Annotated in this window: 13 protein-coding genes; 2 read left to right on the plus strand and 11 right to left on the minus strand. The window is 57.6% G+C overall.

The genetic code is table 11. The features are described 5' to 3' along the window. Window positions 1–32: 32 nt before the first annotated feature. The 10 genes from NMP98_RS09090 to NMP98_RS09135 all read right to left on the minus strand — a co-directional run bounded on the left by NMP98_RS09090 (window position 33) and on the right by NMP98_RS09135 (window position 10218). Window positions 33–1187: an RNA-guided endonuclease InsQ/TnpB family protein gene (locus NMP98_RS09090; protein ID WP_254861188.1), complete on the minus strand. Its 1155-nt coding sequence runs from the start codon at window positions 1185–1187 to the stop codon at window positions 33–35. Between the two features lie 2 nt (window positions 1188–1189). Further along, on the minus strand, window positions 1190–1579 hold the full coding sequence (gene tnpA / locus NMP98_RS09095; RefSeq protein ID WP_254861306.1) for an IS200/IS605 family transposase: 390 nt from the start codon (window positions 1577–1579) through the stop codon (window positions 1190–1192). A 426-nt stretch (window positions 1580–2005) separates the two neighbouring features. Then, window positions 2006–4117, minus strand: a complete 2112-nt coding sequence (locus tag NMP98_RS09100) for a VirB4 family type IV secretion system protein (protein WP_254861189.1) — start codon at window positions 4115–4117, stop codon at window positions 2006–2008. Next, window positions 4117–5214 (minus strand): TraC-like domain-containing protein, encoded by a 1098-nt coding sequence (locus NMP98_RS09105; RefSeq protein WP_367997257.1) that lies wholly within the window; start codon window positions 5212–5214, stop codon window positions 4117–4119. Before NMP98_RS09105 ends, NMP98_RS09100 begins: the two co-directional genes overlap by 1 nt. A 1-nt stretch (window position 5215) precedes the next feature. Further along, complete coding sequence (locus NMP98_RS09110) at window positions 5216–6310, minus strand: TrbL/VirB6 family protein (protein WP_254861191.1); 1095 nt, start codon at window positions 6308–6310, stop codon at window positions 5216–5218. A gap of 2 nt (window positions 6311–6312) precedes the next feature. Next, window positions 6313–7092: a hypothetical protein gene (locus NMP98_RS09115; protein ID WP_254861192.1), complete on the minus strand. Its 780-nt coding sequence runs from the start codon at window positions 7090–7092 to the stop codon at window positions 6313–6315. After that, window positions 7089–8825 carry a DUF8186 domain-containing protein gene (locus NMP98_RS09120; protein WP_254861193.1) on the minus strand — a complete coding sequence of 579 codons (1737 nt, stop codon included), beginning with the start codon at window positions 8823–8825 and terminating at the stop codon, window positions 7089–7091. The genes NMP98_RS09115 and NMP98_RS09120 overlap by 4 nt, the downstream gene beginning before the upstream one ends. Window positions 8826–8828: 3 nt before the next feature. Next, complete coding sequence (locus NMP98_RS09125) at window positions 8829–9248, minus strand: DUF7985 family protein (RefSeq protein ID WP_497007564.1); 420 nt, start codon at window positions 9246–9248, stop codon at window positions 8829–8831. Window positions 9249–9421: 173 nt separating this feature from the next. Then, window positions 9422–9736 (minus strand): DUF8112 family protein, encoded by a 315-nt coding sequence (locus tag NMP98_RS09130; protein ID WP_254861195.1) that lies wholly within the window; start codon window positions 9734–9736, stop codon window positions 9422–9424. Next, window positions 9733–10218 (minus strand): DUF8118 domain-containing protein, encoded by a 486-nt coding sequence (locus NMP98_RS09135; RefSeq protein WP_254861196.1) that lies wholly within the window; start codon window positions 10216–10218, stop codon window positions 9733–9735. The genes NMP98_RS09130 and NMP98_RS09135 overlap by 4 nt, the downstream gene beginning before the upstream one ends. 130 nt (window positions 10219–10348) lie before the next feature. On the opposite strand from NMP98_RS09135, the gene NMP98_RS09140 reads away from it, so the two are divergent. Together NMP98_RS09140 and NMP98_RS09145 are read left to right on the plus strand one after the other, a co-directional pair. Next, entirely contained in the window at window positions 10349–10615 is a 267-nt protein-coding gene (locus NMP98_RS09140; protein ID WP_254861197.1) for an AbrB/MazE/SpoVT family DNA-binding domain-containing protein, read from the plus strand. Window positions 10616–10624: 9 nt separating this feature from the next. After that, window positions 10625–10978 (plus strand): type II toxin-antitoxin system PemK/MazF family toxin, encoded by a 354-nt coding sequence (locus NMP98_RS09145; protein ID WP_254861198.1) that lies wholly within the window; start codon window positions 10625–10627, stop codon window positions 10976–10978. A gap of 509 nt (window positions 10979–11487) precedes the next feature. On the opposite strand, the gene NMP98_RS09150 is transcribed toward NMP98_RS09145, so the two are convergent. Then, window positions 11488–13584, minus strand: coding sequence for a type B DNA-directed DNA polymerase (locus NMP98_RS09150; protein WP_254861199.1), 2097 nt, complete (start codon window positions 13582–13584; stop codon window positions 11488–11490). Window position 13585 lies beyond the last annotated feature (1 nt).

A 13585-nucleotide genomic window follows, 5' to 3' on the forward strand; every position in this document is an offset into this window, starting at 1 on the left:
CATCATCACGACGCTCTGACATCCTCCCACGGCTAACGCCGTGGGGTTCCCCTACCGGGGGTTGAACCCACGGAAACGGAGAGGTTCGCAGGTTCGTCGTCGCGTGGGACGATGACCTGCGTTTCGGGCTGTGCCAGTCCAGCCCCCGCCTCGGACAGCGGTTTCGAGAACTTGCCCAAGGCTCGTTTGCCGATGTTCAGCGCACCGTTCTTGTCGGCGTTGTCGTCCAGCCCACACTCGGGACACTCAAAGCGCCCCTGCGTCTCTCGGACGCCCTCGCAGGCACAACGGTTGCACGTTTTCGACGTGTCGTATTCTTCGACCAACTGTACGTCGATACCCGCGTCGTGGGCCTTGTACTCGATGTAGTTCAGCAGGCGGGCAAACGGCATCTTGTGGGTCTTGTCGTTAACGTACCGCCCTTTGTCGTTGTCCTTGCGAATCCCGCCGAGATCGCCCACGACGATAATTGCGTTCCGTTCTTCAGCCGCTTCTACGATTTGGCGAGCAATCTTGTGGAGGCGGTCGTCGACCTTCCGTGCTTCCGCGTCACCGATACGCTCGACTACCTGCTGTCCCTGCCGGGGTTTCGCTTTCCCGATGGACTTCCGCAGTTGCTTGTAGTGTTCGCGGATACGACGCACTTCCTCGCCGTAGAACGTGGTCTTGCGGTCGGAGAGGAACGCGCAGGTAGCGACCCACCGTGCGCCCATGTCGATGGCCAGGACGTCAGCGTACTCGTCTTGGACGGCCACAGACCGCTTGACGACGAGATGGACGTACCAGTCACCGTCACGCCGCACCAGTTCACTGTCCCGAATATCGCCCTCGCAGACGAGGTGTTCATCCTTCTGGGGGAGGTGTGCGGGACACCAGATGGAGTTGCCCCGTCCGCGCTTGGGGTCGTAGACAGGGACTTTGACCCACCACGACGAGAGAACGGTGTCCTCGTCGTAGGACACGTCGAACACGTCGTTGCGGAGAACGACAGGCTGTTCGGTGTCGGGGTTCGGGGCTTTCTGTCGCTGGACTTTCGACGCCTGCTGGTCGGTCGCGGAGTAGAGGTTGGCGTCTCCGCCGTGAACTTCGGTCTGGAACGCCTCGTACTCACGGGCGAGCAGGTCAGCCTTCCTGTTGGTCAACGAATGGAGTTTGACCCGCACCGTGGTTGAGACGGTCCGTTGCATCGTTATTCACCTGCTTGGGAGTCGATGTACTCCTCAATGACCTCGCTGGATACGTCGCCCGCACTTGAGACGAAGTACGAGCGCGTCCACAGCGAGGGCAGACCGAAGTCGAACTGGTCGCGGAGGTGGCGCGAGGAGTAGCCCTTGACCTGTTGCATAATCTTGTTCGGGGCAAGTGTCGGGTCGCCCGTGATGAACAGGTGTACGTGGTCGGGGCGAATCGCCAACTCCAGTATCTCTAACCCGAGTTCGTCGGCTTTCTCCTCGATGAGTGCTTCGAGCCGGTCGCGTACCTCGCCCTCAAGCACCGATTTGCGGTACTTCGGGCACCAGATGAAGTGGTACTGGAGTTTGTGGACGTTAGTACGTTCCCTGTCGAACCCACGAGGCATCGTCAGTATGTAGACGTCGGTCATCTAAAGATGTGACGCAAACATCTAACCACAACCGTGGCTATGAGGTGGAGAGATTCCCAGTTGTCGGCTTCATCCCACGGCTAAAGCCGTGGTTTTCGCCTCGCTACCGCTGTAATCTACGACTGCAGACGATTCTGAGTTCGTTTCAGAAGCGAGGTCGTGGTAAGTCTCGGTAGTTATGCCTGGTCGAGGATGGAACGTAATCCTGAGGCGTTGGGTGATTAGGCAAGAGCGTGCCGTAGCGGTGTCGACACGTTGCCTCGATTGCTATTCTGGGGATTCGAATTCGGATGAGCCAGCCGGTTCTGAGTACGTTCAGTATGAGTTGTCACGCTGACGCAGCGCATATACCCAGGCTGCCGCCGTATCTCGACCCGTCTGCGATTGAACCAAGACGTCGGTTCAATCGTCCCCCGTAGCGGCGTCTTTTCCTTCAGTACGGAACTCATCTGACTGCAGGCTCTCTTCGACACTCTGGTTCGATTGTGGTTCGTAGTCAATGACAGCCTTTTCAGTCGGTAATGCTCGAACTTCCATTCCCCGCCACTCTCCGTCGATTCCGAGTAATGCCTGCGAGTAACCTTTCTCATCGCTCCCGGGAATCGCATCTTGGACGAATCGCATTTGGGCGTAGTTCAAACCGAATTCATCAGCCCACTGTTCATCCATCCCGTCGAGTTTGTGGAACTGCTTGATGGCACATTGGTCAAGAATCATCTCTGCTTGCGGCTGCTGGAAGAACTCATCGACGGTCTGTGTGACGAGGCGAATCGAGAGGTCGTGGTGGCGGTGATGGCGGAATATCGTTTCGAGGTATTCGAGTGTTGCCGAATCAGAGAGAATGTATCTCGCCTCGTCGACGACGAGAACGACCGATTTGTCTGTGGTCTTGGCACGCTCGTAGACGAGGGTTATGAGTAACTCCATCAGGAGACTCGTATGCCCACCGATCGACCCACCCTGCTGCTGGAGATCCAGATACACGATATCTTCATCTCTGATATCGAATTCACTGTGCCGACCCAAATTCTCCAGCTGCCCATTCTCCTCGAACGGTCGCAACTGATCAAGCAACCAAACTACGTCTGATTGGATCTTCTCACTCTCCGCTTCGACGCGAACGACGTACTCTTCCGGATTCTCGTTCATCGATTCGAGGATATCCAGTACGTCGCGAACCGTGGGACTCTCGCGGTCGTGTGTCGAGACATCTTCGGTTATTCCCTTCCGGTCGTACGCCTCGTCGATCGCCAATTCCAACGTGGTCCGTCGATCGCCCAGCTCCACATCTCGGTGACCGAAGAAGTTCGTGAAGAAACTCACCGCACGATTACGACGCTCCTTGAGGAGGCTTGCATCATCCCCTCGCGCATTCAACACATGCTCCGGTGTTGGCTTGATTTCTAGGGGGTTCAGTCCAAGCATCCCGCCGACAGTAATCCGTCTGCCACCGAGGGCCTCTGCGACACCGGCCCAGTTGTTCAGCGGTTCGAGAATAACGCCGATTCGGTCCGGATCTTGTTCGATTGAGCGAATGAAGTTCTGCTTGGCGCCAAAGCTCTTCCCCGAGCCAGGATCGCCCACAGTGAACATCGCGTAGCCATCCTCACGGCCGAAGGGGTCGATGACGAGGGGACTCCGCGTGTCTTTGTGGATACCGAACTCGACGCCACCTTCCTCGAGTATCGTCGCATTGTGCGGTGAGGCGAGCAACGCCCCGACAGCCCCGCCAAGTGCGACAGCGCTTCGATCAAGTTCGCTCGGACCGATCGGTGCCGCTGACTGGAGTGCAAGGTCCTGTGTACAAATCGCCGTCTTTGGCTCGACTCTCGCAGGCTGTTCGCGGAGTGTCGCCCGGACTCGCTTGACTGCCTGGCTTAGCTCATCACGAGTGTCCGCTCGCACCGTGATGACGAGTTCTTTATCGAACACTTTCTGGCCGTTCTCGACGGCCTTGTACGTCGCCTCAGCACGGTTCGCTCGTTCTTGGAGATACGACCCGCGGACGGAGCGTTCCAGTCGTGCGTCGGCCTGGAGGTTGTCAGCAACCCGTTGTAGTTCGTCACGAGCGCGGGGTTGGTTCTTCGGAACGATTCGGCTCGTCAGGTCGAACTCCACGTCGGTCAACTCGAACAGTCCACTGAGATAGCCGTCTTTCGGCGCATCGGGATACTCCGCGACGTACAGCGTCGTCGTCCACTGCTCACCGACTCGAGCGGCGCGGGTTTCCCATGTGATTGCCGCTGGCGCCATGAGGTCCTGTTGGCGTTCGCTGAGATCGTCGAGTACTGCCCACTCTGCTTCGGCTGCTTCAAGCGTTTCGTCCTCGAGAAGCTCGCCGAGTTCGACATCCTCGCGTTGGCGGTCACGCCACCAATTCACGACGTTGGCGATGAGAATGAGCGCGATTACTCCACTGACGCCGTAGAGCAGGACGCCTTCCGATGAGAGGACTGGTGGTAGCGCCTCGGACAACTCCGAAACCTGCGGTGGCAATCCCTCGGTGCTGACCATTACGCATCGGACCTCCGTTCTGACTGTCCAACGGTGGGTTGACCACGGAGAATGGGGCCGACGTGGTCCGGGTCGTATTCCTCACCGTTCCAGAACTCCATGCCGAGAACGAACAACTCGACTGTGCTGAGACGACGACCCGTCCATCCGGAGACGTTCTCGATGAATTCGGTTTCGACGCTTCGAATTCTGTCATCGAGTTTCTCGAACATGGCTGCTCGGAGTTCGGCATCTTCGAAGCTCTCCCGACGGGTCACAAACGGCGTGAACAGCCAGCCAACAAGCGGGAAATCGGTGAGTCGCTCGCCCGGTGTTGGTTCCTGTTCGTATCGCTGATACACTTCGAGTTTCTCTACCTCGACCCCGAGGAAGTAGCGCAACTGCTGTGTGTCGGCGAGTTCGGTCGGTCGTCGGTCGCGGTATTCCGTTAGGAGGTCATGGAAGGCGGGGTTTGCTTCGACATCCGGGTCATCCAGACGGTCGTCGAGCTTTCGAACGAGTCGCTCGACGGGAAACGACCGTGTCGTCGCATAGAACGTCAGCGGATACTCGAGTTCGTTGTTCGCGAACTCCTCGGCAGCGTCTTGGACCGCCATCCAGTCATCCGACATCGCGAAATCCATGTTCGCCGGCTCGACTTCGAGAAACGCCTCCATCGTCCCATCCGTTCGCTGGACGGCACCGGCTCCAGGCCACGCTCGCCGAACGTTGGTCAACTCCTGTGTCGATTCCTCCGGCGTGAACGGCGTGTATTCGACGAGTCCACCACTCGTCGAGTCGTTTGTCGCCACCGCTCGATGATTGCGAGTTTCACGCGGTCGTCGGAACAGATACCGGAGCATATCGGTCAGCCAATCCCACGCTGTCTGTTGGGACGGGGCTGCGTAGACGACTGCAACGCCGACTGTCAGACCGACCAACGCGAGTCCGATGGTGACGAGTTCGATACCCAGTGTACTCCCCACCAGCAACCCGCCGAGCGGGAAGCCAAGCAGGATACCTACATCTGCCTCCCTGATGTTCACGACTGGAAGGCGATTGTCTTCTCCGAGGCGATTCATGATTCGCCGTGCTGCAGCGCCGTTGTTTCCGGACATGCTAGTAGTATGCTGGGTCGTTCTCTTTGCGTCGATACGCCGAGTCGTCCGCCTGCTGTTCTGTGGCGCCTTGATTCGGCGACCCGTCTCCTGAGGAAAGCTGAGACGCCATTACTGATCCGGCACCGGCTTTCGGTCCCCATCGAGCGGTCGCCGCCGCTGCGCCCGGGCCTGCGGCGTAGCCGGCGCCTGCTGCTGCTCCAATTATCACGGCACCACGCCCGGCTCGACTCAGCGTTCGTGCTGCGAGCGGCGCAGCGTATCGGAACGTCTTCCACGTGACGTACAGGCCGAGTACCGGCAGCGAAATGACGACGAGATACTCGAGGAAGCTGCCGTCGACGGCCAGCTGTTGGTCACCAGTAAAGAGGAGTTCATACCCACGGAAGAGAACCGCTGCTGGGAGCGGTAAGACGGCAAGCGGGATGAACTGCGCACAGAGTCGTCGAGCGATTGTCGAGAGAATTGGGACGTTACCGTAGGCGACCGCGATGCCGATTGGCATCCCGTACAGATAGACGTACAACAGCACTTCTCGGATGAAGAAGAGCGCTTTCAGTGCGACCATCGATGTCCCGCCGAGCGTCGCCATGATGAGCGTCAAGCCCGGTGTTCCGGCAGCGTGTGGGAGTAGTGCGACGAGAGACTCCCCAACGCTAGCCATGTCCGGAATCAGTCCAATGGTCAGTGCGTCAACGACGTAGAGTGCGGCAACGCCGAGCCAGTACCACCCGACGATGAGGAATGCGCCGATCCAGGAGCTCTTCCGAGCGCGTCTGTCTTCGAATGCGCTTCCAACATCGAAGATTCGGATGAAGTGTCGCGTTTGAACGCTGAGGAAGAGAATCAGCAGCGCGAAGGCCATCGTTTCACCTGCAACTGTCGACTCGTAGATGCTGTGCCACAAGCCGTCGCTCTCTGGTGGTTTCGCGAATATTAATTCCGTCCCCTGGCCTTCTGGGAGGGGTGTATCCAATAGTCCTTGAACGACATCTTCGTAACCCGAAATCAGTTCTTGGGCGAACCATTCAGTAACCCGCTCGACTATGTCCTCAAACCACCGAATTCCGTAGTCTGAAAATGGTATACTCGCCATTGCTATTCTCCAGCGAATTCAACTGTACAAGTTCCGTTTCCTTCTGGGGTGTACTCTATTCCAAGCTGAGTGGATACGTCCCCCTCGCTAATTTCCGTCTCTAACAATACCTCTGCTTGAGGTGTTTCGTAGTCGTCTCCGCATTCTTCATCAACATTGGCGAATGGCAGGTTCGTGCTGAAAATAGTCTCCTCAGTTCCGGGATAAATAGTTACGCGCTCTTGCTCTCCGAACTCATCTGACTCATCGTAGATACCAGATCCTCTCTCAGAACCGTCCGAGGGGTTTGGCACATCACCTTGTATTAGCAAGCCCTCAATTGCTTCAGGTCCGGTTCCTCCGTTCTCTATCCTAACGAGTATCTGTCGTTCAGGAAACTGTAACTCCTCAGGCATCCGATTCAGATGATTCGCCCCAACGCCAACCTCAACGATTTCTAAATCTGGCTCAATAACGGTCGTCGTTTCAGCGACCGTCTCTTCGCCATCTGTAGCGAGAATTCGATACTCTCCAGGGACGTATTCTGTTCCGATGTCGAACGCCACCCGCGTTACACCGGCACTGAGGTCAGTCTCAGCGAACGCCTCTCCATCCGGATTAACGACTGAGATGGTGTCGGCATCGAGTGACTCGGACATCGAGACGACGAGCTGTTGGTCCTCGACAGAGGCCTGCTCAAACTGCCCGCTGTCGTTGGGTGATTCCGTATTCTCCGAGCAGCCACTGAGTGCGGCTGCTCCGGCGATGCTACACAGGAGGGTTCGTCTCGTTGGTTGACTCATGGATTCTCACTCCAGCGAAGGAAACTGCCGAGGCGAAGACCGCCGTACAGGGCAACCAGCAGCGGCGTAAACCAGAGGCCGAATCGGATGGCCAGAGACGCCCATGCGGAAACGGTCGTGAGTGGGTGCCAGCGGACGACTGTCGAATCGCCGGCGTAGGCGGGGTAGTGGTCCAGCCACGACCCCGGTTCGTATTGTGCGGTGTAGGCGCCCGGTTCAGTCAGGTGGACGACTGCTTCGCCTGTCGCGTTCGTCTTGACTTGCTGTCCGTCGATCTCGATATAGCCGTCCCGCGAGAGGTCGGCAATGGGTGCGACTCGCTCGTCGTCAGCCAGTACGATTGGGTCGCCCGTGTCGGCTTCACGTAGCGTCAGCCGAACGGTCGCAACTGACTTGTTTTGCTGCAGCACTGCCGCCGAGAGATTCGTTTCACGGAGTGGGCGTTCTCCCTCGGCGGGTGGCAGTCGGGGCTCGGTTTCGACGCCGTTGACGATGCCGTGGACAGTGACTGCCTCACGGTCGACACGTCGTGTCCGGACGGCGATTCCATACGTCGTCTCGTAACGTCTCTCGACGATGTCGACGGTGACGTTTTCGTGGAGATCGGCTTTCGGACTACGGCGTGTCTGTCCCCACTGATCCAGAATTGTGGGACCATCGTACTCCGGTTTGGTCTGTGGTCCAAGGCGTGACGGATATGCATGGACGTACACCGGCAGAGCGGTCGAGTCGACACGCTCGGAATCCGTTGCGGTGGCCCGAACGAGGTCGTCCCACTCGGTCTCGCGAGCGGTGAAGAACCGCCAGATGCCGCGGACTCGAACGCGATCATCCTCGGTGAGTCGATACCCCTGCCACGGCGCCGTCTGGTAGACTGAAACGCCCGTCTCACCGTTCGGATATTCGGTGTAGTGGACCGTCGCCTGAAGATCGTACACGTCGACACTGCGGCTATCGGTTACGGTCACCGAGTCGGTGAGGTGCGTCCACGTGATGGATTCGTGAATGCTCCCGTCGTCAAGCCGAGTCCGCGTGATTTTCGTGCGGTTGATGCTCGCGTTGATGTCGGCTTCTATCCGTAATTGTTCGACATCGTCGTCAAGTTGATAGCCGATTTCGGGACGGTGTGTTCCGTCTGTGCGAGCGATTTCTTCATCGTCTGCATAGAGACGGATTTCCGAAATTCTGTGCGTCTCCAGTTCCCACTTCGTCGTCGTGTTTCCAACCGTCTCGTCGGCTGGGAGTGCGACGCGGTAATCGATCGTTCCGAACACCTCTCCCTCGGGTGCGACGTAGAACCAGCTATCGCCAGATGCAAGGTACGTTTTCGTCGCCGGCGAGAGGGCAAACAGCGTCGCGTGTGCGTCCTTGATGTACGTCGAGTTGGTGCGATTCGCTGTCGGCGGGAATACCGACGTACTGCTATCGCCTGGCTCGTATTGGCTGTGGGCATACCGCGTCCACTGGCCAGCCGTATCCGGGGGTCGACGGAACGTCATGTCCGTCCCGTTGGCAATTTGATGGACCGTCGTCCGGTTTTCACCGTAAGCGGCTTCGTACGCCGATTCGTTGACGTACGTTTCGGCAGACTGCTTGGCCCACAGCGTCGCTTCCTCACTTTCGTTGAGGCCACTATCTGTGGTCTCTGGCCGTGGTGGATCTGCACTTGCGACGGTCGTGAAACCGATGACTAACAGCATGGCAAATCCCAGGCTGAGTCCTTGGGAGGCCATCGGTTAGAACGGCGTCAGATCCACACACTGAGCAACTGGGAGGTCCATGGTTCTGCCGGCCAAAGCGAACAGCGGGCCGAGAAGCACGAGAATGACGGCGGATTTCAGAGCCGTTATTTTGTGCTGTTTGATTCTCGATAGCTGGTCCCGACTCAGCGTAAACATCTCCGCGACGGACTCGCCTTGCCAGACGACGAGCAACCCCATCAGTCCGAGGGCTGTCGTTAATTGGAGGAAGCCTTCGATCATTGAGGCGAGCGTCCCTGAGTCTTCTTGACAAACTGGGTTCGCTGATTCTTGAGCAGCAGCAGGTTGTGCGGCAACGACGCCGACAACCAGGAAGGTGATCAAGAGGAACTGGAGAAGTCGCACTACTTTACCGCTCTCTTGCGTCGGGATCCAAAAGCATGGATTTGCGTTCATATTTGGAGGTGGGGCTTGCTTTCGGCAGCATGCTCGAATCGACATTACCATCGTCGACAACTGCCATCGTATCCAACACTTTAGGGCGTGTAAGAAAGAGGTAAAAACTATGCGAATTATCGGGTAAATATTGACCCTGTTAGTTGTTTCTAGTCCTTAAACAGAGTAAATTACTAGAATGGATCGTTGTAATCGAGGATTCGAATCTCCTCCAGTGTCCGGATAGCGTGTTCGCTGTCGATGACCGCCTCGAATTGTGCCTCTTGGGCCCCCAGTGTCGGGTGAGCCACCGTCCGGCGGCTACAGTCATGGCAGTACAAACGGGCGATTCGCCATTCGGACTCGTCAGTGAACTTGTAAGCATAACCCGTCGGTTCGGCGGCATCAAAGAGATACGCGCCACACGTCGTACACGGAAGTGCGCTCGGGTGCTCACCGAGAGTAACGCCACTGATTGCGTCGATGAGTTCGCTGTAGGGTGCTGTCATTGCTCCACCACCGGACAACAATCGTCGAGATCGCTCTCACGCATGGCTTCCCGCCCGCAGGCAGTACACCGGAAGTAGGTCATTCCGGTCGGCTCGCCATGTCTGTCGAACTCCGGTAGTGGGCCCTCTACTCGGGTCGGCGTCTCGCTTTCATCGGGCTGGGTACTGGACGCAGCTGCTCCGCCGTCTGCAACCGGCCGTTCCGGCAGACGGCCGTCCGGAGTTGGGACCGTTCGATTCCGGATTTCCATATCGACTCGCCGGAGGTGCTTGCAACGCTCCGTCCCCGATTTCTGTTGGTCCGGACACGTACACTCGTTTCGCGTGATATCGACACGGTAGGTGTTCTCGGATTCCGAGTGGACAGTGTAAATGCCACCTGCCTGCCGCAGACTGACTTCCATCGCTTCGTTTCGGGCTCGCTTCGTCCGTGGGTCAACTGCCGATACATCGCTGTCGCTGTTGGATTCACTCGTCGTCATTCAATCACGGGTGCAGGTGCTTACTCGCCTGCGCCCGCCCGTCGGGCGCACAAGAAAACCCACGATACTGTGTGGCCCGGCTCTGTCGTTAGCCGAAGGGTTAATGAATATGAATACGGTATGAATATGTATGGGTAAGGGAGAACGTCGGAAAATCGGCAAACGAGGGCAAGTGACGATCCCTAAAGAGCTCCGAGAACGGTTCGGAATGAAGGGAGGCGACGACGTCGTGATTCACGAAGAGGGGGGAAAGCTCGTGATCGAACGATCGGTAACCCGTGAGGAGTTGGCTGAGGGGTACCGCCAGCGTGCCCACCGAACCCGCGAACTCGCTGACGAACTGGAGGGCGTCTCGGCGGAGGCCAATGAACATCTTGGCGATGCTCCAGAGTGGTAGCAGATGGCTATGTCCGTCCGTCGAGGAGATGTCGTTATTGTTGAACTTGATCCGACGCAGGGATCCGAACAACGGGGAACGCGTCCGTGTCTCGTCGTGCAGAACGATGTAGGGAATGCAAACGCACCGACAACGATCGCTGTTCCGTTCACTACCTCTTTTGACGAGCAGCTCTATCCGTTCGAAGTCCTCGTCCCAGCCGAGGAATGTGCGCTTCGGGAAGACTCAGTCGCGCTCTGTAGCCAGATTCGAACCCTCTCTATCGAGCACCGCATCAACGAGAACCTCGGTTCGATTCCACAAGAGCGGATGGACGAGGTCGATACCGCACTCGAGTACAGTCTCGGCCTCACCGAAATTTGATACGAATTGACAAAAATAGCTTACTGCTCTCTCAGAGAGCCTCGGGAGCAGATACGGTAAGTACACCGAAGAAAGCGATTCAGAGTAGGCTTGGCGTTCGGCGTGACTAACTCGCGCGCTCAATTCAGCATGACTGCTGAAACCTACCATTAGCTGAGGGCTTCAACCCTAACCAGTAAACGTGAACGTTCTTCATCGTTGGTGTAAGAGATGAATATTGAGCCGACTAGTTTAGCTCGTTTCGGTGCGTGGGGGCAACTCGGCGTGATCTGCTCGGCTATCCTCTTCTGGTCGCTTGGAGTCACTGCGGCCTTTGTAGCCAGTCTGGCCGCTTACCTCGTTGTCACGATAACTGGCATTGTCGGAATTTCTCGAACTGAGTCGGGACTTGTCGGTGCCGTCATCTATCCGTTCATACTCCCTGGATTCGTCCCACTCTACTACTTCGCAACCCGGTAGATGCCCTACGTAGACTCGGTATTTCGTAAACCGCTGACTGAGTACCGGAGTTACTCGAATTGAACGAGACTTGCATCCGTTCTGTCTGCCAAATACTGCTGGATGTCCCTTTCATCCCAGCCAAGCGGCGCGAGAATGCTTTCGGCAGCTCGTCGAAGCTGTCTCGCGTAGTACGCCGTATCGTAGGCATCGTGTGTTTCGTGGGCTAACCGAACGCGGTCTATCGAGTCTGCTTCGTCGTCAACAACGACATACGAAACCGTCTGTCCGGGGTGTCTCGCGATGCCCTGTCTGTTTGCTCGCGTGAGTGCGGCAACCGTCCGTGTCTTTCGGTCGTACTCTGCCAACGGCTTCGAGATGCGTATCGTCTCAACCAGTCGGTCGGTGTCGACTGCGCCTCGTTTGAGGTCTGTAAGATAGCCCTCAAGGACATCACAGACGCGCTCTGGGTCGCGGTACTCGTCGAGTGATTCAATCAGCGCTCGCTGGGCGTCCGTCACGTATTCCGGCGTACTCCGTTGCCGGCATTCGATACCGCGATACTTGTACTCGCCATCGAGACGCTTTCCGAAATACTTCGTCAACGCCCCCGCCTCGCTGTTTCGCTGTGGGACGAACGCGATCCAGTCGTATTCCGCTTCGTACTCCAATCGGATGTCGAGGTCGTCGGTAATCCGACTCGATAGTTCCGGAAGTGGCGTCTGGTCCGCCTCCTGCCGAGGCGTCACCCACAGGCTGTCGACGATGCCGTGGACGACCCGCCAGCCGTGTTCCTCCAGTGTTATCTTCGCATCAAGTAGTATCTCTCGGGCGAATGCGTTGATTGCCTCGTGGCACTCGATGCGGCCGAACTTGGCGTTCGAGAAACCCTGATAGCCGAAACAGGAGACGAGAATCCACTTGATGGCACTGGAGCGCCCTTCGAGTTCACGCCGTCGCTCGGCATCGTCAACGGAGCGGAGCTCGGCCTTGATTTCGTCACGATCCTCAATGAGCGGCTCCAGTACGTCGGGAAGGTAGCCCCGGTCGTCACAGATACTGTAGCCGATTCCCGGAACGTCTGCGCGGTCAGAATGGCAGTCACAGCAGACAGTTTCGGGGCTCACGTTCCGGGTGACGATGATATTCGGATACAGGGATGAGAAATCGAGTTCGTGGACATCCTCGTGGAAGCCAACTTCTGGAGAGAAGGTGAACCCCCCACGGTCGGCGTCATGGAGTCGCCGCATCGATTTGAAGAACTCGTGACGCCAGGAGTGCCACGGGACGAGGACGTTCCGGTTGCGGGCCTCTCGAATCTGAATCGCTGTCAGAATGCGACCGATACTCGACCACGCCAACTCCTGTAGGGGCAGTCCGGAGCGCTCGACGAGGTCAAGACAGCCATCGAGGTTCGTCTGGTTCCACATGAACGTATTCGAGCGGTCGATGATAGCCCGACCGGGCACGTTGTATCGAGCCGGTGAGTGTCCGGTTTGGCCGTAGCTGTGGTACGTTGACTCGCCGGCGAGTTGGTCGTATCCCGCCCGTCGACCGAGGTCGAATCGGTCGACACCGTTCCGCTCTGCCAGCGCGTATAGGTCTGGCACGAGGTCGCTCGATTCGAGGACGAGAACGTCCGGGTCGATTGTATCGAGGCGTTCGATAACCGTTTCGAGAATCGCTGTTGGCCCGATGACTGTCTCACCGTCGACGGAGAGATGGGTCAGTTCGTTCGCTCCGAGTTGTTCAGGTGGCGTCTCCAAGTGGACCGTTCGCAGCTCCCTCTCTGGAAGCGGTACGCAGTCGGTCTCCAGACAAAACCGGAACTCACGCGTGAAATCGACGTTGTACAGCCGATAGGTGCCCGGTGACTCCCACCCAGCAACCGTACCTGCTACATCTGATACTTGTTCGATGCTGTCGATATCGAGTCGGAGCACGGGTTCGGCATCGTGTCGGAATCCAGTCCGCCACCGCTTGATTGCTGTTGTGTCGATGGCCGGAAACCCGCTGAGATGTCTTTGTGCCCGGCCGAGTAACTCCTCGCGGTCTGCAGAGACGTAGATGGTCGGCGTGTAGTCGGTGATACGGTCCACAGTCGCCCCGTCGTCGGTCAGCGACCACGCGAGAACATTCCCATCGTGGTAGTCGAATTTGTACGGCACG

The sequence above is a fragment of the Natronomonas gomsonensis genome, assembly GCF_024300825.1.
GTDB classification, from domain to species: Archaea; Halobacteriota; Halobacteria; order Halobacteriales; family Haloarculaceae; genus Natronomonas; species Natronomonas gomsonensis.